The following is a 21,649-nucleotide window of genomic DNA, read 5'->3' on the forward strand; positions in this document are numbered from 1 at the left end:
CTCGGCGAGCGCGCTCACGGGCGCGCCAGCCGATCCAGGAAGGTGACCAGCAGCGCCTCGCGCATGACGGGACTGGCCAGGTCGAGCAGCGCGTTGACGTCGGCCATCCGCGCGGGCAGCACCAGCGCGCCGTCGTCGCCCTCGGCCGCGAGCCCGGAGGCGGCCAGCAGCCCCTCGAAGTCGGCGTCGCTGAGGTGCGCGGGGTCGAGCGCCTCGACGTACGCCGCGACGTCGGGGTCCACGCGCACCGGCCCGGCCGCGACGGCGGCGGCCACCGACTCGCGCAGCGCGACCAGCAGGTCCTCGACCCCCGCGAGGGTGGCGGCGCTGACCGAGAGGTGGATCGTGGCGGGGGCGCCCGCGAAGCGCATCTGCGGCTGGACGTACCAGCCGCGCGCGGCCATCTCGTCGCAGACGGTGAACGGGTCGCAGGTCGCGTCGGTGCCGAGCGCGAGGAGCGTGGAGTCCGGCTCGGCGACGAGGTGCAGCTCCGGCAGCGCGGCGACCCCCGCGACGATCCGGTCCACCGCGGCCAGCACGTCGGCGGTGAGCCGCTCGTAGCCCGCGTCGCCCAGCGTGGTCACGACCGCCCACGCGCCGGCCAGCGGGCCGCCGGACTTGGTGGACTGCATGGTGGCGTTGAGCATCGTGTAGCCCGGCCAGGCCGCGGAGGCGAAGAACTGCGGGCGCCGGTGCGCGGGGCTGCGGTGCAGCAGCAGCGAGCTGCCCTTGGGTGCGTAGGCGTACTTGTGCAGGTCGACCGAGATCGAGGTGACGCCGGGGACCGAGAAGGTCCAGGCCGGGACCGGGCGCCCCAGCCGGGCGGCGTACGGCAGCACCCAGCCGCCGATGCAGGCGTCGACGTGGCAGCGCACGCCGCGCGCCGCGGCCGCGATCGCGGTGACCGGGTCGACGACGCCGTGGGCGTAGGAGGGGGCGCTGGCCACGACGAGCACGGTGGTGTCGTCGATGGCCGCGGCCATGGCGGCGGCGTCGGCGCGGAAGTCCGGACCCACCGGCACCACCCGTGCCTCGACGCCGAAGTAGTGCGCGGCCTTGTGGAAGGCGGCGTGCGCGGTCGAGGGGATCACCATGGTGGGACGGGTGACGTCGGGGCGGCTGTCCCGCGCGCCCTGGACCGCCAGCAGCACCGACTCGGTGCCGCCGCTGGTGAGGGTGCCGACCGCCCCGTCCGGCCCGTCCAGCAGGCGGAGGGCGAACCCGACCAGCTCGTTCTCCATCTGCAGCAGGCTGGGGAATGCGGTCGGGTCCAGGCCGTTGGAGCCGGCGTACGCCGCCACCGCCTCGCGTCCGACCCGGTCGACCTCGGCGAGCCCGGAGTCGTAGACGTAGGCCAGGGTGCGCCCGCCGATCACCGGCAGGTCTCCCGCCTGGAGCTCGCGGAGCCGGTCGAGCACGGTGGCGGGGGTGGAGCCGGGAGCGGGTGGGTTCATGCGGCGTCGACCTCCGAGGCGTCGAGGGAGTAGCGGGCGAGCCACCACAGGCTGAGCAGGACCAGCGCCGCCGGCAGCAGCGAGAATCCCACCACGATCGCGGTGACGGCGGAGTCGGGCTGGACCACACCGCTGCCGGAACGGTAGCCACCGAGCTGCAGCACCAGCGCGAAGACCGCCGGGCCCAGCGCCAGGCCGAAGGTCTCCCCGGCGGTCCACACGCCGGTGTAGACCCCGACCCGGTTGGTGCCGGTGCGCCGGGTGTCGAGCGCGGCGGCGTCGGGCATCATCGCCATCGGGAACACCTGGCAGCCGGCGTACCCGACCCCGCTCACCGCCACCGCCGCGAACAGCACCCCCGTCGGCGCCGAGTCGGCGAGCACCGCGACCAGCGAGCCGGCCGCGAGCAGCAGCGAGGAGGCGACGTAGCCGGCCTTCTTGCCGACCCGCTGGCCCACCGCGGCCCACACCGGCGTCAGCAGCAACGCGGGGGCCACGAAGCAGGCGAACAGCGCCGTCACCGCGCCGGTGCTCTCGAGCACGTCCTCGGCGAGGTAGTCGACCCCGGCCAGCACGCAGCCGACCGCGAGCGCCTGCACCACGAAGGTGCTCAGCAGCAGTCGGAAGTCCCGCGCGCCGGCGACGATGCGCAGCTGGTCGCGCAGCGAGCCGGCCCCCGGCTGGACCGCGCCGACCGGCGCGTGGCGGGTGCCGAGGTACGCCGCGACGGCGCCGGCCAGGATCACCAGCGCCATCACGAGGCCCATCAGCCGGTAGCCGTCGCGCCCGCCCACCTCGTCGCGGATCAACGGCGCGCTCGCGCCGGCGAGCAGGATCGTCAGCGCCAGGATCGCCACCCGCCAGGTCATCAGCCGGGTGCGCTCGTCGTACGACGGGGTCATCTCGGCGGGCATCGAGACGTACGGCACCTGGAAGAACGCGTACGCCGAGGCACAGGCCAAGAACAGCACCAGCACCCAGGCGGTCTCCAGCGCGGTCGGCATCGCCGGGGCGGCGAAGATCAGCGCGAAGGTGACCGCGAGCACGACGCCGGCGCGCAGCAGCCAGGGGCGCCGCGGGCCGCGGGGGTCGGTGGTCCGGTCGCTGATGCGGCCCGCGACCGGGTTGAGCAGCACGTCCCAGGCCTTCGGCACGAACACCACCACGCCCGCCAGCCCGGCGGCGAGGCCGATCTCGTCGGTCAGGTAGGGCAGCAGCATCAGCCCGGGCACGGTGCCGAAGGCGCCGGTCGCGACCGACCCGGAGCCGTAGCCGATGCGGACCCGGCGGGGCAGGGACGTGTCCTGGATCACTGGCGCGCTCACGTGCCGCAGGCTAGCGGCGGGCGGGCCGGGTCAGTGGACCAGCGCGCGGGACCCGCCGGAGCCGTGGCGGCGCTCGGGGTTGGTGCCGATGCCGGTGCCGCCGCGCGGGGTCCGGCGGCGACCGCGGCGCCGGGGCGCGATGTCCGACCACTCGGTGAGCCACTCGTCGAGCGCCACCCAGGTGCTGTCCCGCGCGCCGCGGCCGGTGAGCATGCCGAGGTGGCCACCGGGGACCACCTCGAGGCGCGCGTCGGGGGAGCCGGTCAGGTGCGGCAGCACGGCCTCGACGGCGCGCACCGGGGCGATGGCGTCGTTGGCGCCGGCGACGACCAGCACCGGGACCGTGATGGCGGACAGGTCGATGGTGCGCTCGCCGAGCTCCATGCTGCCGGTGTGGAGCATGTTGGCCTTGAGGAAGCGGTGGTAGAGCTGCCCGAAGCTGCGACCGGGGTAGGCCACCATGTGGGCGGTGAACCGGTCGACCGCCTCGATCTGGGCGAGGAACTCGGTGTCGTCGAGGTTCACCGCGATGGCGAGAGGCTTGGTCACCAGCTTCTGGAAGGAGGAGAGCTGGAAGGCCCAGCGCACCAGCGGCTGCGGCGCCCCGCCCATCGCCCGGTAGGCCCGGGTCACCAGGCCGCGGCCCCCGGTGACGTCGAGCAGCGGGCGCAGCGGCGCGACCAGCGGCACCTGCGAGACGTCGGTGGGCGAGCCCAGCACGGTCAGGGAGGCGATCGGCAGGCCGGGGTCGTCGGCGGCGGTGAGCAGCGCGAAGATGCCGCCCAGGCTCCAGCCGATCACGTGCACCGGACGGCCGCCGGCGTGCGCCGAGACCGCCCGGATCGCCGCGGGGAGCACGTCGTCGACCCAGTGCTCCATGCCGAGGTGGCGCTCGCGGAAGGACACCGCGCCGTACTCCACGAGGTAGGTCGCCCGGCCCTGGCCGACCAGGTGCTCGACCAGGGAGCAGCCGCGGCGCAGGTCGAAGCAGATCGCGGGTGCGGCCAGCGGGGTGACGAGCAGGACCGGGTCGCCGGAGGCGCTCTCCACCTCCGGGTCCGGGTGGTAGTGGTGGACCTGGCGCAGGGTGCCCTCGTCGATCAGGGTGCGCGGCATCGGGCGCACGTCGGCGATCCCGCCGTAGAGCAGCTTGTGGGCGACGTTGCCTGCCGCCGAGACGACCTGCTCGGGCTTGGGGATCAGGTCCATCCGGGCACGCTACCTCCACGACGGGGTACACGGGGAGCATGAAGTGGACCCGAACCGCCGCCGCCGGCACTGCCGCGCTGGGTGCCGTGGCCGTGCACGACCTGGTGCAGCGCAAGCACGCGATCCTGCGCAACTTCCCCGTGATCGGGCATCTGCGCTTCCAGCTGGAGCGTTTCGGGCCCGAGCTGCGCCAGTACATCGTCACCTCCAACGACGAGGAGCGGCCCTTCAGCCGCGACCAGCGCCGCTGGGTCTACGCCTCGGCGAAGGGGGAGAACTCCTACTTCGGGTTCGGCACCGACAACGACATCGAGAACGTCTCGGGCCAGGTGGTCATCAAGCACCGGACCTTCGCCGGCTCCGGCGCCGGCACCGGACGGCACGCCGAGGAGGGCGTGCCGTTGCCGGCCGCCAAGGTGATCGGCGCGGCCCGCGCCCGCGCCCAGTCGTTCCGGCCCGCCTCGGTGGTGAACATCTCCGGGATGAGCTTCGGGTCGCTGTCGCGCCAGGCGATCGAGGCGCTCAACCGCGGCGCCGCCGCCACCGGTGCGCTGCAGAACACCGGCGAGGGCGGCCTCTCGCCGTACCACCGCAACGGCGGTGACCTCGTCTTCCAGATCGGTACGTCGTACTTCGGCTGCCGGGACGACCAGGGCCACTTCGACCTCGCCCGGCTCAAGGACCTGGTCGCCTCGGCGCCGGTGCGGGCCCTGGAGATCAAGCTGTCCCAGGGCGCCAAGCCCGGGCTCGGCGGCATGCTGCCGGGGGCGAAGGTGACCTCCGAGATCGCCGAGATCCGCGGCATCACCGCGGGCCGCGACTGCGCGTCCCCGAGCCGGCACGCGGTCTTCGACGACGTCGACTCGATGCTCGACTTCGTCGAGCTGCTGGCCGCGGAGACCGGGCTGCCGGTCGGGATCAAGTCAGCGGTCGGCGACCTGACCTTCTGGGACCACCTCGTCGAGCAGATGGCCGCCGGCGGACGCGGGGTCGACTTCGTCAACATCGATGGCGGCGAGGGCGGCACCGGCGCGGCGCCGCTGGTGTTCGCCGACTCGGTGGCCTACCCGTTCCGGATCGGGTTCGCCGAGGTCTACCGCCGCTTCGCCGCCGCGGGGCTCAGCGACGACGTCACGTTCATCGGCGCCGGCAAGCTGGGGCTGCCCGAGAACGCCGTGGTGGCCTTCGCCCTCGGCGCGGACATGGTCAACGTGGGGCGCGAGGCGATGCTCTCGATCGGCTGCATCCAGGCCCAGAAGTGCCACACCGACAAGTGCCCGACCGGCGTGGCCACCCAGGACCCGCGCCTGGCACGGGGCCTGGACCCCACCTTGAAGGCGGACCGAGCGGCGCACTACCTGCTCGCGCTGCGCCGCGACCTGCTCAAGGTCGCCGAGGCGGTCGGGGTCCCGCACCCGGCGCTGATCGGTCCCGACGACATCGACCTCGCCGAGGGCGTCCGCTCGGCCACCTCGCTGCGCGAGGTCTACGGCTACCAGCAGGGCTGGGGCGTGCCCGGCCCGCACCTGCGCGCCGAGATCGAGGAGCTGATGCGGGCCACCCCACGCCCTGTGGTCCCGCCGGCCGGGTGAGCCTGCTCAGCCGACCACGACCGGCGTCGCCGGGCCGGGGACGCCGGTCATGGTGCCGCGGCGCGCGACGACGCGCAGGGTGTAGCTCCCCGGCCCCGGCACGCGCACGGACACCCGCGCCGCAGCCGTCCACGCGCTGCTCGCGACGGTGCCGCCGGCCTCGTCGAGGGCCAGGACCTGCAGCTCGCGGGCGGAGACGGTGCGCCACGCGGGCACCGTCGCGGTGACGTCGACGCCGTCGACCGCGACGTCGGCGGGCACCAGCCCGGGGTCCCAGTCGCGGCGGGTGAACACCCGGCCCGCCGCCGGCGCGAGGCCGTGGCGCTGGAGGGCGCGCAGCACCCCGTGGGCGATGCTCGTCTCGCCGGTGGGGGTGGGATGCGTGCCGTCGTAGGTGTGCAGCTCCGGCACCCAGGCCCGGGGGCCGCGCGAGACGATGCGGGCCACCTGCACACGGTCGTCGCCGGCGGCCAGGCGCCGCAGGCCGCGGTCCACCTCGAGGCGCCGGGTGTTGGTGAACGCCTTGGTGACCGAGCTGGTGGTCACCTCGTTGAGCACGAAGCGGATCCGCGGGTCGATGCGCCAGGCCCGCCGCAGGTAGCGGCCGACGTCGGCGAGGATCTCCGCGGCCCCATGGGCCCGGGCGTCGTTGAAGCCGAGCCCGAGCACGATCACGTCCGGGCGGTGGGCGCGCACCCGCTTGCGCAGCAGCGGCAGGTGGTCGGCGTAGCCCGACCCGCCGGCGGCAGCGTGCGCCGTCTGGAAGCCGAGGTCGGTGCGCAGGTAGGTCTCGCCCCCGCGCAGGCCGGTGGTCGGCCCGACGAAGCGGACCGGGACCGACTGCTGGGCCAGCGCGCGCCACACCCAGTAGCGGTACGTCGTGTCGCCGCTGCGGCCCTGGGTGATCGAGTCGCCCACGAACATCACCCGCAGCGGCGTCGCCTGCCGCCCCGACGCGCCGGGCTCACCGCCGGCCGCAGCCGCGGCCGGGGGAGTCGCGAGCAGCGGGAGGAGGCCGGCGAGCAGGGCGAGTGCGGCCAGCACGACGACGGTCGCCGCGGGGGAGGAGCGAGCGGCCCGAGACGAGATCATGACGGGCCGAGTGTGTCAGGAAGCGGCCGGCGGGCGCATCGTCTTCCCGTGATCGATGCGGACGTCGGCGAGCTCGGTCATGAAGCTCTGCGCCCACCGGGCCACGTCGTGCTGGGTGACGGTGCGACGCATCGCCTTCATCCGCCGGGTCAGCTCCTTGGCATCGGCGCGGTAGGCGTCGAGCAGGGCCGCCTTCATCCCGTTGATGTCGTAGGGGTTGACCAGCCAGGCCTGGCGCAGCTCGTCGGCCGCCCCCGCGAACTCCGAGAGCACCAGCGCGCCGGTGGCGTCGGTGCGGCACGCGACGTACTCCTTGGCGACGAGGTTCATGCCGTCGCGGTACGGCGTGACGACCATGATGTCGGCGGCCCGGTAGAGCGCGGCCATCTCCTCGCGCGGGTAGGAGGAGTGCAGGTAGCTGATCGCCGGGCGCCCGATGCGGCCCAGGTCGCCGTTGATGCGCCCGACGAGGCGGTCGATGTCGTCGCGCAGGATCCGGTACTGCTCGACCTGCTCGCGCGAGGGCACCGCGACCTGCACGAACACCGCGTCCTCGACGTCGAAGTGGCCTTCTTGGATCAGCTCGGCGTACGCGCGCAGGCGGGCGTAGATGCCCTTGGTGTAGTCGAGGCGGTCGATGCCCAGGAAGATCTTGCGCGGGTTGCCCAGCGCCTCGCGGATCGCGCTGGCGCGCTCGATGACCGCCGGGGAGGTGGACAGCTCCTCGAAGCCCTGGGAGTCGATGGAGATCGGGAACGCGTGGGCGCGCACCGTGCGTCCGTCGGGCAGGTAGACCAGGTCGCGGTGGGTCTTGTGGCCGACGCGCTGGCGCACCAGGCGCACGAAGTTCTGCGCCGCGCCGGTGCCCTGGAACCCGACCAGGTCGGCACCGAGCAGCCCCTCGAGGATCTGGCGGCGCCACGGCAGCTGCTGGAACAGCTCCGCCGGCGGGAACGGGATGTGCAGGTAGAAGCCGATGCGCAGGTCCGGGCGCAGCTCGCGCAGCATCTGCGGCACCAGCTGGAGCTGGTAGTCGTGGACCCACACCGTGGCGCCCTCGGCGGCCAGCGAGGCGGCCTTGTCGGCGAAGCGGCGGTTGACCGCGACGTAGGAGTCCCACCACTCGCGGTGGAACTGCGGCTTGGCGACGAGGTCGTGGTAGAGCGGCCACAGGGTGGCGTTGCTCATCCCCTCGTAGAACCGCTCGACCTCGAGGCGGCTCATCGACATCGGGACCAGGTTCATGCCGTCGTGCTCGAACGGCTCGAGCTCCTCGTCGGTGCCGCCGGGCCAGCCCAGCCACACGCCGCCGTTGGCCCGCATCACGGGCTCGATGGCGGTCACCAGGCCGCCGGGGGACAGGCGCCAACCGGGGGTGCCGTCGGGTTGCTCGACCCGGTCGACGGGGAGCCGGTTGGCCACGATCACGAGGTTGTTCGGCACGCTCACACCCTAGGGGTCAGGGCCCAGCGCGCGGGCCGCGTGGTTCGACGGTCGGGACCGGTGGTCGGGCTGGCCCCACCACGGAGACGGGTGCTGGCAGGATCGTGCCGGAGTCCTGTGTTTTCTAGCGTCTGTGTCATGACACAGACGGTGTACCCAGCAGAGGCGATGAGCACCCCGACGAGCGTCGAGACCGCACCGGCGAAGCGCCCCTCGGGCGTGCGTCGGGTGCTGGCCGAGTCCGGCTACGCGCTCTCGGCGTTCGTGCTGGCGCTGCCGGCGTTCGTGCTCGTGGTGGTCGACCTGGCCCTCGGGGTCGGGCTCTCGGTCCTCGTCGGCGGGGTGCTGCTGATCGCGGTGGGCACCCAGGTGGCCCGCGGTTTCGCACGTCTGGAGCGCTACCGCCAGCGGGTCATGCTCGCCCGGACGGCCGCGACGCCGGCGTACCTGTGCGCCCCGCAGGGGGCGGGCATCTGGCGCCGGGGGATGACCGCGCTGCGCGACCCGCAGTCCTGGCTCGACGTGGTGTGGTGCGTGGTCGGCCTGGTCACCGCGACGCTGGCGTTCGCCGTGACGCTGCTGTGGTGGGCGGTGGCACTCGGCGGCCTGAGCTACTGGGCCTGGCAGGTCTTCCTGCCCGCGCAGGACAACGGCGGGCTCGCCGAGCTGCTCGGCCTCGGGGACGGGCGGCTCGCGGAGAGCCTGCTCAACCTCGCCATCGGCGCGGTCGCCGCGCTGACCCTGCCGTACGCCGTCCGGCTGGTCACCCTCCTGCACGCCGGCACCGCGCGGGTGCTGCTCTCCTCCCGCGCCGACCTGCAGGCGGAGGTGCGCCGGGCGGCGGACGGCCGGAGCGCCGCACGAGCGGCCGAGGCCGCCTCGCTGCGCCGCCTCGAGCGCGACATCCACGACGGGCCCCAGCAGCGGCTGGTGCGCCTGAGCATGGACCTGGGCCGGGCACGGCGCCAGCTCGAACGCGACCCGGAGGCCGTCGCCGGCACCATCGACGGCGCGCTCGAGCAGGCCCGCGAGACCGTCGAGGAGCTGCGCCGGCTCTCGCGCGGCATCGCCCCGCCGCTGCTGGTCGACCGCGGGCTGCAGGTCGCGCTGGAGGATCTCGCCGCGCGCAGCGCCGTACCGGTCGAGGCCACGGTCCAGGCTCCCGCGCAGCTGTCCCCGCACGTCGAGACGACGGCGTACTTCGTGGCCAGCGAGGCGCTCACGAACGTCGCCAAGCACAGCGCGGCGTCCGGCGCCCGCCTCGAGGTCCGCACGGAGGACGGTGCGCTGCTGGTGCGGGTCGCCGACGACGGCGCCGGTGGCGCCCACCCCGCGAAGGGTCTCGGCCTGGCCGGGCTCGCGCAGCGGGTCGCGGCGGCCGAGGGCCGCCTCGAGGTGGACTCGCCCGTCGGCGGGCCGACAGTGGTCACCGCCCGGATCCCGCTGGCGGCCGGATGAGGATCGTGGTCGCGGACGACTCCTTCCTGCTGCGCGAGGGGCTCCAGCTGCTGCTCGCGGAGGCCGGGCACGAGGTGGTTGCCGCAGTCGCCGATGGTCCGTCGTTCGTCGACGCGGTGCTCGAGCACCGCCCCGACCTCGGGATCGTGGACGTGCGGATGCCGCCCACCCACACCGACGAGGGGCTGCGCGCGGCCGTCGAGGTGCGCCGCGCCTGGCCGGGGGCCCGGGTCCTGGTCCTCTCGCAGTACGTCGAGGTCTCCTACGCCGACGAGCTGCTCGCGGCCGGTGAGGGCGGGGTGGGCTACCTGCTCAAGGACCGGGTGGGCGCCCTGGACTCGTTCCTGGCCGACCTCGACCAGGTGGCCGGTGGCGGCACCGCGCTGGACCCGCAGGTCGTGCGCCAGCTGATGGGCCGCCACCGCGACCCGGTCGCCGCCCTGACGCCACGCGAGCGCGAGGTGCTGGCGCTGATGGCGGAGGGCCGCTCCAACGCCGCGATCGCGGAGGCGATGGTGGTGACCGCGGGGGCGGTCGAGAAGCACACCCAACGGATCTTCGCCAAGCTCGGGCTGCGCCCCGACGACGACACCGCCCACCGCCGGGTGTCGGCCGTGGTGCGCTACCTGCGCTCGTCGGGGTAGACCACCCCGATCTGGGTGCGCAGGTCGTCGAGCTGGCCGAGGACGGCCAGGGTCTGGGCGTGCGGGACCAGCGGGCTCTCGCGCAGGCCCGCGCGCACGCAGCGGCCCACCTCGGCCGCCTCGTTGCCGTAGCCCCGCCCGATCACCGGCTCGGCGCCGGTGAGCTCCACGACCTCGCCGAGGGCGGAGTCGTCGTTGCTGCCCTCGGCGTACGGCACGAAGCGCGCGGCCGTCGGGTGGTGGAAGTCCTCCACGAGGATCCGGCCGCGGTCGGTCGCGAGCGCGGCGGTGCGCGAGGACCACGACGTCATCGAGGCGCTCATCGTGGCCAGCGCGCCGCCGGGGTAGCGGCCGGTGATCGCTACGTCGAGGTCGATGCCGGCGGGGGAGAGGGTCGCGACGCCGTGCAGCTCCTCGGCCTCGCCGAGCACGAGGTGGGCGAAGGTGAGCGGGTAGACGCCCATGTCGAGCAGCGCGCCGCCGCCCAGGTCGGGGTTGACCATCCGGTCCTCGGGCGGCACCTCGACGTGGAAGCCGAGCTCGGCGGTGAGCTGGTGGGGGGTGCCGAAGCGGCCGGCGCGGACGTCGCCGACGAGCTGCCGCACGACCGGGTGGGTAGCTGTCCACATCGCCTCCATGAGGAAGCGGTCGTGGTGGCGGGCCAGGCGCACCATCTCCTCGCCCTCGGCCCGCGAGAGCGTCAGCGGCTTCTCGCACAGCACGTGCTTGCCGGCCTCGAAGGCGAGACGCGCGTGCTCGAGGTGCAGGGCGTGCGGGCTGGCGACGTACACGACCTCGACGGCCGGGTCGGCGACCAGCTCGGCGTAGGAGCCGTACGCCGCCGGGACGTCGTACGCCGCGGCGAAGCGGCGCGCGGACTCCAGGCGCCTCGAGCCGACGGCGACCAGCTCCGCGCCGGGGACCAGGAGCAGGTCGCGAGCGAAGGAGTGGGCGATCTTGCCGGTGGCGAGGATGCCCCAGCGCACGGGTTCGGGGGTGGCCGTCATCCCGCGAACCTAGGCAAGCGACGCCCGCCACACCAGCCGGGGGCGTTGAATGACATCGGTGTGGTTCGCCGTCTACAGTGGGCCGCGGACACGCGCGAGAGACGCTCGCACCGCACCTCAGCCGCACCCCGGCCGCAACTCAGGGAGACATCGCATGGATGCCGCGAACGCACTCCACGACACCGCGGACGACACCCCGTCGGGTCTCAGCGACCGCGACACCCGGATCCTCGCCTTCGAGCGCCAGTGGTGGAAGTACGCCGGCGCCAAGGAGACAGCGGTCCGCGAGGAGTTCGACATGAGCTCCACGCGCTACTACCAGGTCCTCAACGCGCTGATCGACCGTCCCGAGGCCCTCGAGGCCGACCCGCTGCTGGTGCGCCGCCTGCGCCGTCTGCGTGCGGCCCGTCAGCGTCAGCGCTCCGCGCGCCGCCTCGGTTTCGAGGTCTGAGCCGTGGCTCGTCTCCAGCGCAGTGGCGTCTTCCCCTCCCCGGTGGTGCTGCTCAGCATCGTCGCGGTCGTGATGGCGGCGGTCGCCTTCGTCGCGACCCGCTCCGATGAGCCCGTGGAGCGTGACATCACGCCGGTCGCCCAGCCCGAGACCACCGCGACGCCGACCCCCGAGCCGTCCGCGACGGAGCCGGCTCGCGAGCCGCGGAAGAAGAAGCCCAAGCCCGCCGTCGAGCGCGCCAAGGTCTACGTCGAGGTCTACAACAACTCCGGCATCTCCGGTCTCGCCGGCGAGGTCTCCTCGCGCGCCAGCGACGTCGGCTGGCAGGTCGTCGGCGCCGACAACTGGTACGGCACCATCCCCGCGACCACCGTCTACCACCCGGCCCGCCTCGAGCGTGCCGCAGCGGTGCTGGCCAAGGACCTCGGCATCGAGCGGGTCCAGACCGCCGTCGCCCCGATGAAGTTCGACCGGCTGACGGTCATCCTCACCGGTCCGCTGAACTAGCTCCCGGGCCGATGGCCCGGGTGTGAGCATCACCGCACCGCATGACGCGGATGGGCGTGGGAGGCTGGAAGCATGGAGTTCACCTCGCCCGCGGGGGAGCAGAAGTACGCCGAGTTCGTGCGGGCCGCGCATCGTGCGGTCGTCGCCTGCGACTTCGACGGCACCCTGTCTCCCATCGTCGACGACCCGGAGCAGGCACACATCCACCCCGAGGCCGGCCAGGTGCTGGTCGACCTCGCTGCCGAGGTCGCCGCGATCGCCGTCGTCACCGGCCGCCCAGCCCGCCAGGCCCTCGACCTCGGCGGTCTCGAGGAGGTCGGCAACGCGATCGGCGAGACCGGCCGCGAGCTCTTCCTCTTCGGTCAGTACGGCAACGAGCGGTGGAGCTCCACGCGCCGGCGCATCGTCTCCCCGCGTCCGCCGCACGGCCTGGCGACGTTCCTGCGCGACCTGCCGCGCGCGCTGCGCGAGACCGGCACCCAGGACGCCTGGGTCGAGGACAAGGGACTCGCGCACGCCGTGCACACCCGCCGGCTCCCGGACGCCGAGGCGGCGTTCGACCGGCTGCTGCCGGTGCTGCGCGACCTCGCCGCCCGCAACGAGCTCAGCGTCGAGCCCGGCCGCCACGTCATCGAGGTGCGCGCCCCCGGCATGGACAAGGGCAAGGCCGTCGACACCCTCGTCAAGGAGGTCGACGCCGGTGCCTTCCTCTTCGCCGGCGACGACCTCGGCGACCTCGAGGCCTTCGACGCCGTGTGCGCGTTGGCCGACGCCGGGATGCCCACCCTGCTGGTCTGCTCGGCCTCCGAGGAGGAGAGCGCGCTGATGGCGCGCGCCGACATCGTCGTCCACGGCCCCGAGGGAGTCGTCGACCTGCTGCGCCAGCTCACCGCCGACATCCGCGCCACCCACGCGCACGTGGACGCCTGAGGGTCGGTCGAGCTCGTCGAGACCGGCTCCCGGACGGCGCCGCCGCGGCCCGGAAGTCTTTACCTTCGGGTTCCTCCCAAGCACTTTCCCTCGAACGTGCGTTCGAGTAGACTGAGGCATGGCCGACTCCGAGCTCCCCGACTGCGACACCCCAGCCGCCGTGCTGGCGTTCGCGCAGCGCCGTCGGGCTGCGGCCCAGCGGGCCGAGATCGACGTCTTAGAGGCCGCTCTGGTGTGGGCGGCGATGCACCCGGAAGAGTCCGTCGCCGACGCGGCGCCGACGACCGGGCTGGTCTTCGGCGAGCTGGCCGTCCCGCTCGCTGGGGAGGGGGCGCCGCTGGTGGCGGAGTTCGCGCCGATGGAGTTCGGTGCCGCGCTGGGCATGTCCACCGACTCCGCCCGGTCGCTGGTCGGTGATGCGCTGGAGCTGGCGCACCGCCTCAAGCGCACCTGGAAGCTGGTCCGCGTCGGCAAGGTGCCGCTGTGGAAGGCTCGCCGGCTCGCGCAGCTGACGACCACCCTGCCGTTGGACGGGGCGGAGTTCGTGGACCGTCAGCTGGTCGCCTTTGTCGGGAAGATCAGCTGGGCCGGGATCGAGCGACTCGTCGACCAGGCCCGCGTGATGTTCGACCCCGAGGGTGCGGAGAAGCAGCGCCGTGAGGCGGCCGACGGGCGCCGGTTCGACGTGCGCACCGACGGGGCCACCCACGACGGGACCGTGCACGTCGAGGGGGTCCTCGACCTCGCCGACGCGATCGACCTCGACACCGCGATCCGGCAGGGCGCGGAGGAGCTCGGGGCCCTTGGCTCCACCGAATCGTTGGACGTGCGCCGTTCGATGGCCGCCGGTGAGCTTGCCCGCCGGCAGCTGGCCTTCGACCTGCGCGCCGAGGCGGGTGGGGGCTGCGCCTCGGTGGTGAAGCCGCGGCAGGTGGTCATCCACGTGCACCTGTCCGCCGCCGCGATCTCCCGCGACGAGGCCGGGATCGCGAAGGTCGAGGAGACCCGGTCCATCGTGTCGACCGACCAGGTCCGTGACTGGTGCGCCAACCCCGAGACCCAGGTCGTGATCAAGCCGGTGATCGATCTCGAGGCTCATCACCACACCGACGCCTACGCCATCCCGGACCGGATCGTCGAGCAGACCCGTCTGGCCCAGCCGGTCTGTGCCTTCCCGTGGTGCGAACGCCCCGCCCGACGCTGCGACACCGACCACGTCACCGCCCACGGATCAGGCGGCCCGACCTGCGCGTGCAACCTGGCGCCGCTGTGCCGACGACACCATCGGGCCAAGACCCACACCGCGTGGACCTACGACAAGACCGACGCCGCGACCTACCTCTGGCGATCGCCCCACGGGCTCCACCTGGTCAAGGACGACGGCACCACCCGCCTCGTCACCGCGCACCCGCCGGACGAGTAGATCGACCGCCCCGGACCCCGCCAGCAGCCAGTCGGCGGGGCCGCACCGCTGCCTGGTTTCGACGAGCTCGACCAACGGGTCTCCGTTCGACCGGTGGCGCCGGCTCGGCCCCCGTGGCGCCCGCGACCAGCACCCTGGGTCCACATTCCGGGACCGGTGCCCAGGTGCTGAAACGGGGCCCGTAAGGTGAGCCCTGCTCATCAAGAGGGACAGAGGGATACGGCCCGAAGAAGTCCCGGCAACCGCCACGAGCCTCCGCCTCCCGCCAGGGATCGGATCGTGGAAACGGTGCCAATTCCGTCCGGCGCGATGGTCGCAGCCGGAGAAGATGAGAAGGAGGTCCTTCATGAGCGCCGTTGTTTCCGAGTCGACCCAGGTCGCCACCCCGGCCCACGAGCTGCGCGATGGCGCGTTCGGTCACGCCACCGGGCTGAGCTGTCGTGAGTGCGGCCACCAGGTCGCCCTCGGGCCCCACTACGCGTGTCCGGAGTGCTTCGGCCCCCTGGAGATCGCCTACGACTTCCCCGCCGTCACCCGCGAGCAGATCGAGGCCGGTCCGGCCAACATCTGGCGCTACAAGGCGCTCCTCCCGGTGCCGAGCGACATCGAGTCCAGCCCCAACATGGAGCCCGGCTTCACCCGGCTGCTCAAGGCCGACAACCTCGGTCGTGCCCTCGGCATCGACAACCTGTGGGTCAAGGACGACAGCACCAACCCCACCAACTCCTTCAAGGACCGCGTCGTCGCCTGCGCCCTGAGCGCGGCCCGCGAGTTCGGCAGCAAGGTCTTCGCCTGCCCCTCGACCGGCAACCTCGCCAACGCGGTGGCCGCGGCGGGTGCGCGCGCCGGGATCAAGACGGTCGTCTTCATCCCGAGCAACCTCGAGAAGCCCAAGCAGATCAACTCCGCGATCTACACCGACTCCCTCGTCGCCGTGAACGGCAACTACGACGACGTCAACAAGCTCGCCAGCGAGATCGCGGGCGAGGAGGACGGCTGGGCGTTCGTCAACGTCAACGTCCGTCCGTACTACGCCGAGGGCTCCAAGACCCTCGGGTACGAGATCGCCGAGCAGCTCGGCTGGCGCCTGCCCGACCAGATCGTCATCCCGGTGGCGTCCGGCTCGCAGCTGACCAAGGTGCACAAGGCCTTCCAGGAGCTGATCAAGCTCGGCCTGGTCGAGGACAAGCCCTACAAGGTGTACGGCGCCCAGGCCACCGGCTGCTCGCCGGTCTCGGTCGCCTACAAGGCCGGCGTCGACGCGATCCGTCCGGTCAAGCCGGACACCATCGCCAAGAGCCTCGCGATCGGCAACCCCGCCGACGGCATCTACGTCCTCGACGTGTGCCGCCAGACCGGGGGAGCGGTCGAGGACATCACCGACGACGAGGTGCGCGACGCGATCGTGCTGCTCGCCCGCACCGAGGGCGTCTTCACCGAGACCGCCGGCGGCACCACGGTCGGTGTGCTCAAGAAGCTCGTCGAGACCGGCCAGCTCGACACCAGCCTGGAGACGGTCGTCATCAACACCGGCCACGGCCTGAAGACCCTCGACGCGGTGGCCGACGTGGTCGGCGCGCGCGCGACGATCGAGCCGAACTACGCCGCGTTCCGCGACTCCGGCATCGTCTGAGCCACCCCCAGCACCCGCACTCCAGGAGCCTCCCGTGAGCATTTCCGTCCGGATCCCGACCATCCTGCGCACCTACACCGGCGGCGAGTCCGAGGTGAGCGCCACCGGCGCGACCCTGGCCGAGGTCCTCGACGACCTCGAGGCCAACTTCGCCGGCATCAAGGGCCGCATCCTCGACGACAACGGCGCGCTGCGCCGCTTCGTCAACGTCTACGTCGGCAACGAGGACGTCCGCTTCCTCGACGACCTGGCCACCCCGACGCCGGACGGCGCCCAGGTCTCGGTGATCCCGGCCGTCGCCGGCGGCTGCTGAGCCACCGGCGCCGCCCGGCCCTAGGCTGGGCGACGTGGAGCACCACTACCGCCTCGACCTGACCTGGCAGGGCAACCGCGGCTCCGGGACGAGCGGCTATCGCGACTACGGCCGCGACGTCCTGGTCCGCGCCGACGGCAAGCCGGACCTGGCCGGCTCCGCCGATGTCCCGTTCCGCGGCGACGGCTCGCGCTGGAACCCCGAGGAGCTGCTGCTCGCGGCGCTGAGCCAGTGCCACCTGCTGTCCTACCTGCACTCCGCGGTGCAGCACGGCATCGTGGTCACCGGCTACGCCGACGCGCCCGTCGGCACCATGGAGCAGGTCGGCCAGGGCGGCCGGTTCACCTCCGTGGTGCTGCGCCCCCAGGTCACGATCACCGATCCCGACCAGGTCGCGCTCGCCCGGGAGATCCACCGCGAGGCGTCGGCGAACTGCTTCATCGCCGCGTCGGTGAGCTTCCCCGTCACCCACGAGCCGGTGGTCCTCGCGAGATGACCGACGTGCTGCTCGCGACCTTCGCCCTGATGCCCGACGGCGAGCCCGGCGGCGACCTGCTGGTGAGCGCCCTCGCCGAGCGTGGCGTCGACGCGGCCTGGGCGTGCTGGGACGACCCGGACGTCGACTGGGCGGGCGCGCGGTTGGTGGCGGTGCGCTCCACCTGGGACTACCACCGGCGTGCCGAGGAGTTCCTGGCCTGGGCGCGGCGCACCTCGGTCTCGACGCCGCTTCTCAACGGCCCCGAGGCCTTCGCCTGGAACGCCGACAAGGCCTACCTGACCGAGCTCGCCGACCTGGTGCCCACGGTCCCGACCGGGCTGCTCGACGACGCCACGCTCGTCGCCGGGCTGGAGGCTGCCCTCGCGCGCTGGGGGAGCGTGGTGATCAAGCCGCGGACCGGGGCCGGCGGGGTCGGGGTGGTGGTCGCGGAGTCGCTGGCCGACGCGCGGCTCGAGGGCCTGACCTCGGCGCCCTGGGTGGTCCAGCCGCTCGTGGAGTCGGTACGCACCACCGGGGAGGTCTCGGTGTTCGTCCTCGGCGGCGGGGCCGTCAGCCAGGTGGACAAGTCGGTCGCCGGCGCCGACGGCGCCGAGATCCGCGTGCACGAGCTGTACGGCGGCACCTCGCGCGCCGTCGCGCTGGGCGAGGAGCAGGCGGTCCTCGCCGAGGACGCCGTCCGGGCCGCGGCCGGGCTGACCGGGGCGGACCTCACCTACGCCCGCGTCGACCTGATGCGGTGGGAGGGGCGCTGGGTGGTGAGCGAGCTGGAGCTGATCGAGCCCGGTCTCTACCTCGACGTCGAGCCCGCCACCGCCGGCCGGTTCGCCGACCTGGTGGCCCGGCACCTCGTCTGAGCGCGACGTACGGGAGCCCCGAACTTCTTGCACTCGCATGGGGCGAGTGCTAAACATGGGGCTGGCACTCTTATGATGAGAGTGACAACACCGGTTCGATGCCAGCTGAGGTCGACGCGCCGGCGAGAAGGGTTCGCCGAGCCGCGCAGGCCGTCCGTCGCGGGCAGCCCATCGACCGGCCCCCAGAACTCCAATCGTTAAGGATCCCAGGAGTTATGCCGAAGCTTATTGCCTTCAACGAGGAGGCCCGACGCGGCCTCGAGCGTGGCATGAACACGCTCGCTGACGCCGTCAAGGTCACCCTCGGTCCCAAGGGTCGCAACGTCGTTCTCGAGAAGAAGTGGGGCGCGCCCACCATCACCAACGATGGTGTGAGCATCGCCAAGGAGATCGAGCTCGAGGACCCCTACGAGAAGATCGGTGCCGAGCTCGTCAAGGAGGTCGCCAAGAAGACCGACGACGTCGCGGGCGACGGCACCACCACCGCGACCGTCCTCGCTCAGGCGATGGTCCGCGAGGGTCTGCGCAACGTGGCCGCGGGTGCGAACCCGATGGGCCTCAAGCGCGGCATCGAGGCGGCCGTCGAGGCTGTCTCCACCCAGCTGCTCGCGATGGCCAAGGACATCGAGACCAAGGAGGAGATCGCCTCCACCGCCTCGATCTCCGCTGCTGACACCACCGTCGGCGGCATCATCGCCGAGGCGATGGACAAGGTCGGCAAGGAAGGTGTCATCACCGTCGAGGAGTCGAACACCTTCGGCCTCGACCTCGAGCTGACCGAGGGCATGCGGTTCGACAAGGGCTACATCTCGGCCTACTTCGTCACCGACACCGAGCGCATGGAGACGGTCCTCGAGGACCCCTACATCCTCATCGCCAACTCGAAGATCTCCAGCGTCAAGGACCTTCTGCCGCTGCTCGAGAAGGTCATGCAGTCCGGCAAGCCGCTGGTCATCATCGCCGAGGACGTCGACGGCGAGGCGCTGTCGACCCTGGTCGTGAACAAGATCAAGGGCACCTTCCGCTCCGTCGCGGTCAAGGCTCCCGGCTTCGGCGACCGCCGCAAGGCCATGCTGCAGGACATCGCGATCCTCACCGGCGGCCAGGTCATCTCCGAGGAGGTCGGCCTCAAGCTCGAGACCACCGACGTCACCCTGCTCGGCCAGGCCCGCAAGGTCGTCATCACCAAGGACGAGACCACCATCGTCGAGGGTGCCGGAGACCAGGCCCAGATCGAGGGCCGGGTCAACCAGATCCGCGCCGAGATCGAGAAGTCGGACTCCGACTACGACCGCGAGAAGCTCCAGGAGCGCCTCGCCAAGCTGGCCGGCGGCGTGGCCGTCATCAAGGTCGGCGCGGCCACCGAGGTCGAGCTCAAGGAGCGCAAGCACCGCATCGAGGACGCCGTTCGCAACGCGAAGGCTGCCGTCGAGGAGGGCATCGTCGCCGGCGGTGGCGTCGCCCTGGTGCAGGCCGCTGCGACCGCGTTCGACAAGCTCGAGCTCACCGGCGACGAGGCCACCGGCGCGAACATCGTCCGCGTCGCGACCGAGGCCCCGCTGAAGCAGATCGCCATCAACGCCGGCCTCGAGGGCGGCGTCGTGGCGGAGAAGGTCCGCAACCTGGAGCCCGGTCACGGCCTCAACGCGGCCACCGGCGAGTACGTCGACATGCTGGCTGCCGGCATCATCGACCCCGCCAAGGTGACCCGCTCGGCGCTGCAGAACGCCGCGTCGATCGCCGCGCTGTTCCTCACCACCGAGGCCGTCGTGGCCGACAAGCCGGAGAAGGCCGGGGCCATGCCCGACCCGTCCGGTGGCATGGGCGGCATGGACTTCTGAGTCCAGCCCCACCCCGCACCAACGACGAGGCCCCCGCTGCGGCGGGGGCCTCGTTGCATTTCCTCGCCGAGTCGGCGCCAATGGTGCGCCGAGTCGTCGCTTGTGGCGCTAGCCCGGCGCCGGTCGGGTACCACGAGATGGACGGGCGGACCGGGACGCCTGCGGGGCTGTGTGAGGGTGAAGACGTGAACGACGCGGCGCGACGCAGGCGGTTCGAGCAGCTGGTGCCGCCGATGATCGACCCGTTGCGGCGCTTCCTGATCCGGCGTACCGACCCGGCCACGGCGGACGACGTCCTGGCCGACACATTGCTGGTCTGCTGGCGCCGCCTCGAGCAGCTGCCGCAGGACCCGCTGCCGTGGGCGTACGGCGTGGCGAAGCACTGCCTGGCCAACGCCGAGCGCGCCGGCCGCCGGCAACGCCGGGTGGCGGCGAAGGTGGCCGTCCTCGACCCGCCGGCCTCCATCAGCCCCGGCCCCGGTGACAGCGCCGATGACCCGGTCACTCGCGCGCTCGCGCGGCTGCGTCCCGACGACGCCGAGCTGCTGCGGCTGTGGGCGTGGGAGCAGCTGGGCGCGGCGGAGATCGCGCAGGTGCTCGGGATCAGCGCCAACGCCGCCTCGATCCGCCTGCACCGGGCGAGGCAGCGACTGCGCGAAGAATTGGGAGAGCTGGGAAAGAGCGAGGGGCTTGCCGGACATGAGGAGTCGAGAGAGGGGAGGAAGCGATGAACGATCGGCCCGATGACGAGCGCCTGCGTGACCTGCTTCGCGGCGCCGACCCCGCTGCCTCCCTCCCGCCGGCCGACCCCTCCCGGGTGGCCCGTCTGATGGAGATCACGATGAGCGACGACCCCCTGACCGAGACCCGCCAGGACGGCACCCGCAACCGCAGCACCCTGACCTGGCTGGTGGCCGCCGCCGCGCTCGTCGTGATCGGCGGCGCCGGCGCGTTCGTGCTGATCAACGACGAGGACGAGGCGGGCGTGCCGGTCGCGCAGGAGAGCATCGAGCCCACCGACGAGACCGCCCCGGTGACCACGCTGGCCGCGTCGGCCCCCGACGCGCGCTGCGGCGTGCCCACCGCGGCGATGCTCGCCCAGCAGCAGGTCGCCTTCGAGGGCACCGTGCAGGAGGTCGCCGACGACGTCGTGGTGCTCGTGCCGAGCTTGTTCTACGCCGGGAAGCCCTCCGAGCTCGTGGAGGTGCAGGGGCCGCCGCAGGAGCTGAGCGGACTGCTCCAGGCGGTCCCGTTCGAGGAGGGCGAGCGCTACCTGGTCTCCGCGAGCGACGGGCGGGTGAGCCTGTGCGGGCTGAGCGGCCCGGTGAGCCAGAACCTGCAGGAGCTGTACGTCGCCGCGTTCGGCTCCTGAGGCCGCCGCGGTGAGGGTGCACGGGCTGCTGCTCGCCGCCGGGGCCGGGCGCCGGATGGGGATGCCGAAGGCGCTCGTGCGCCACCCCGACGGCGAGCCCTGGGTGGTGCGGGCGGTGGATCTGCTGCGCGCCGGCGGCTGCGCGGAGGTCACGGTCGTGCTGGGCGCGGGCGCCGCCGAGGCACGCGAGCTGCTCGCCGGCACGGCCGCCGAGGTCGTCGTGGCGCCGGACTGGGCCGACGGGATGGCCGCCTCGCTGCGCGCCGGTCTGCGGGCCCTCGAGCCGGGGCCGGCCGAGGCGGCGCTGGTGAGCCTCGTCGACCTGCCCGACCTCACCGCCGACGTCGTGCGCCGGGTCGCCGCCGGGGCACAGGACGCCGGCGAGGCCGCGCTCGTGCGCGCGACGTACGACAGCAGGCCGGGGCACCCGGTGCTGATCGGGCGCGGCCACTGGGTCGGGGTGCTCGCGGAGGCGACCGGGGACGCCGGGGCGCGCGGCTACCTCGCTGAGCACGGCGCGCGCGGGGTCGAGTGCGGTGACCTGGCTACCGGCCGCGACGTGGACCGCCCGCAGTAGGTGCCCGGCCCGCCCAACCGGCGCC

The 21,649-nt window shown here is 73.0% G+C and carries 21 protein-coding genes and 1 riboswitch; of the genes, 15 read left to right on the forward strand and 6 right to left on the reverse strand.

The annotated features are described in order from the left end of the window. Positions 1-14 precede the first annotated feature (14 nt). From GFH29_RS03275 to GFH29_RS03285, 3 genes are read right to left on the reverse strand one after another with little or no spacing between them, the layout of a single operon-like run. Positions 15-1,454, reverse strand: coding sequence for a pyridoxal phosphate-dependent decarboxylase family protein (locus GFH29_RS03275; protein ID WP_153322029.1), 1,440 nt, complete (start codon positions 1,452-1,454; stop codon positions 15-17). After that, complete coding sequence (locus GFH29_RS03280) at positions 1,451-2,779, reverse strand: MFS transporter (RefSeq protein ID WP_228387735.1); 1,329 nt, start codon at positions 2,777-2,779, stop codon at positions 1,451-1,453. Before GFH29_RS03280 ends, GFH29_RS03275 begins: the two co-directional genes overlap by 4 nt. Positions 2,780-2,809: 30 nt before the next feature. Further along, positions 2,810-3,988: an alpha/beta fold hydrolase gene (locus tag GFH29_RS03285; RefSeq protein ID WP_153322030.1), complete on the reverse strand. Its 1,179-nt coding sequence runs from the start codon at positions 3,986-3,988 to the stop codon at positions 2,810-2,812. A gap of 38 nt (positions 3,989-4,026) precedes the next feature. Between GFH29_RS03285 and GFH29_RS03290 the strand changes: the two genes are divergently transcribed. Further along, on the forward strand, positions 4,027-5,580 hold the full coding sequence (locus GFH29_RS03290) for an FMN-binding glutamate synthase family protein (RefSeq protein ID WP_153322031.1): 1,554 nt from the start codon (positions 4,027-4,029) through the stop codon (positions 5,578-5,580). Positions 5,581-5,586: 6 nt separating this feature from the next. Here GFH29_RS03290 and GFH29_RS03295 read toward each other — a convergent pair whose 3' ends face one another. Both GFH29_RS03295 and GFH29_RS03300 read right to left on the reverse strand, forming a co-directional pair. Continuing rightward, the gene (locus tag GFH29_RS03295) at positions 5,587-6,672 is read right to left on the reverse strand and encodes an SGNH/GDSL hydrolase family protein (protein ID WP_153322032.1); all 1,086 of its coding nucleotides are present in this window, start codon (positions 6,670-6,672) and stop codon (positions 5,587-5,589) included. A gap of 15 nt (positions 6,673-6,687) precedes the next feature. Continuing rightward, a complete protein-coding gene (locus tag GFH29_RS03300; protein WP_228387736.1) occupies positions 6,688-8,115 on the reverse strand; it encodes an alpha,alpha-trehalose-phosphate synthase (UDP-forming) in 1,428 nt (475 codons plus the stop codon). A gap of 138 nt (positions 8,116-8,253) precedes the next feature. Between GFH29_RS03300 and GFH29_RS03305 the strand changes: the two genes are divergently transcribed. Both GFH29_RS03305 and GFH29_RS03310 read left to right on the forward strand, forming a co-directional pair. Beyond that, a complete protein-coding gene (locus GFH29_RS03305) occupies positions 8,254-9,573 on the forward strand; it encodes a sensor histidine kinase (protein WP_228387737.1) in 1,320 nt (439 codons plus the stop codon). Further along, positions 9,570-10,217 carry a response regulator gene (locus GFH29_RS03310; protein ID WP_153322034.1) on the forward strand — a complete coding sequence of 216 codons (648 nt, stop codon included), beginning with the start codon at positions 9,570-9,572 and terminating at the stop codon, positions 10,215-10,217. Before GFH29_RS03305 ends, GFH29_RS03310 begins: the two co-directional genes overlap by 4 nt. Here the strand turns inward: GFH29_RS03310 and GFH29_RS03315 are convergent. Next, positions 10,196-11,224 carry a Gfo/Idh/MocA family protein gene (locus tag GFH29_RS03315; protein WP_153322035.1) on the reverse strand — a complete coding sequence of 343 codons (1,029 nt, stop codon included), beginning with the start codon at positions 11,222-11,224 and terminating at the stop codon, positions 10,196-10,198. The genes GFH29_RS03310 and GFH29_RS03315 overlap by 22 nt on opposite strands. 154 nt (positions 11,225-11,378) lie before the next feature. On the opposite strand from GFH29_RS03315, the gene GFH29_RS03320 reads away from it, so the two are divergent. The 12 genes from GFH29_RS03320 (at position 11,379) to GFH29_RS03375 (ending at position 21,624) form a co-directional block, all read left to right on the forward strand. Continuing rightward, on the forward strand, positions 11,379-11,675 hold the full coding sequence (locus GFH29_RS03320; protein ID WP_153322036.1) for a DUF3263 domain-containing protein: 297 nt from the start codon (positions 11,379-11,381) through the stop codon (positions 11,673-11,675). Positions 11,676-11,678: 3 nt separating this feature from the next. Further along, a complete protein-coding gene (locus tag GFH29_RS03325) occupies positions 11,679-12,182 on the forward strand; it encodes a LytR C-terminal domain-containing protein (RefSeq protein WP_228387738.1) in 504 nt (167 codons plus the stop codon). A 72-nt stretch (positions 12,183-12,254) separates the two neighbouring features. Continuing rightward, entirely contained in the window at positions 12,255-13,112 is an 858-nt protein-coding gene (otsB, locus tag GFH29_RS03330; RefSeq protein WP_153322037.1) for a trehalose-phosphatase, read from the forward strand. Positions 13,113-13,230: 118 nt separating this feature from the next. Next, entirely contained in the window at positions 13,231-14,535 is a 1,305-nt protein-coding gene (locus GFH29_RS03335; protein ID WP_153322038.1) for an HNH endonuclease signature motif containing protein, read from the forward strand. Between the two features lie 194 nt (positions 14,536-14,729). Beyond that, a riboswitch (SAM riboswitch) is annotated at positions 14,730-14,870 on the forward strand. An 11-nt stretch (positions 14,871-14,881) separates the two neighbouring features. Next, a complete protein-coding gene (gene thrC / locus GFH29_RS03340) occupies positions 14,882-16,168 on the forward strand; it encodes a threonine synthase (RefSeq protein ID WP_153322039.1) in 1,287 nt (428 codons plus the stop codon). A gap of 34 nt (positions 16,169-16,202) precedes the next feature. Beyond that, positions 16,203-16,481 (forward strand): MoaD/ThiS family protein, encoded by a 279-nt coding sequence (locus GFH29_RS03345; RefSeq protein ID WP_153322040.1) that lies wholly within the window; start codon positions 16,203-16,205, stop codon positions 16,479-16,481. A gap of 34 nt (positions 16,482-16,515) precedes the next feature. Further along, positions 16,516-16,977 carry an OsmC family protein gene (locus tag GFH29_RS03350; RefSeq protein WP_228387739.1) on the forward strand — a complete coding sequence of 154 codons (462 nt, stop codon included), beginning with the start codon at positions 16,516-16,518 and terminating at the stop codon, positions 16,975-16,977. Then, positions 16,974-17,834 (forward strand): ATP-grasp domain-containing protein, encoded by an 861-nt coding sequence (locus GFH29_RS03355; protein WP_153322042.1) that lies wholly within the window; start codon positions 16,974-16,976, stop codon positions 17,832-17,834. Before GFH29_RS03350 ends, GFH29_RS03355 begins: the two co-directional genes overlap by 4 nt. Before the next feature lie 215 nt (positions 17,835-18,049). After that, complete coding sequence (groL, locus tag GFH29_RS03360) at positions 18,050-19,675, forward strand: chaperonin GroEL (RefSeq protein WP_153322043.1); 1,626 nt, start codon at positions 18,050-18,052, stop codon at positions 19,673-19,675. 185 nt (positions 19,676-19,860) lie between these two features. Then, the gene (locus tag GFH29_RS03365; protein WP_194289575.1) at positions 19,861-20,406 is read left to right on the forward strand and encodes an RNA polymerase sigma factor; all 546 of its coding nucleotides are present in this window, start codon (positions 19,861-19,863) and stop codon (positions 20,404-20,406) included. Next, positions 20,403-21,047 (forward strand): hypothetical protein, encoded by a 645-nt coding sequence (locus GFH29_RS03370; protein ID WP_153322045.1) that lies wholly within the window; start codon positions 20,403-20,405, stop codon positions 21,045-21,047. Before GFH29_RS03365 ends, GFH29_RS03370 begins: the two co-directional genes overlap by 4 nt. Positions 21,048-21,057: 10 nt before the next feature. Beyond that, the gene (locus tag GFH29_RS03375; protein WP_153322046.1) at positions 21,058-21,624 is read left to right on the forward strand and encodes a nucleotidyltransferase family protein; all 567 of its coding nucleotides are present in this window, start codon (positions 21,058-21,060) and stop codon (positions 21,622-21,624) included. Positions 21,625-21,649: the final 25 nt, after the last annotated feature.

The sequence above is a fragment of the Nocardioides sp. dk884 genome (assembly GCF_009557055.1).
In the GTDB taxonomy this organism is placed as follows: domain Bacteria; phylum Actinomycetota; class Actinomycetes; order Propionibacteriales; family Nocardioidaceae; genus Nocardioides.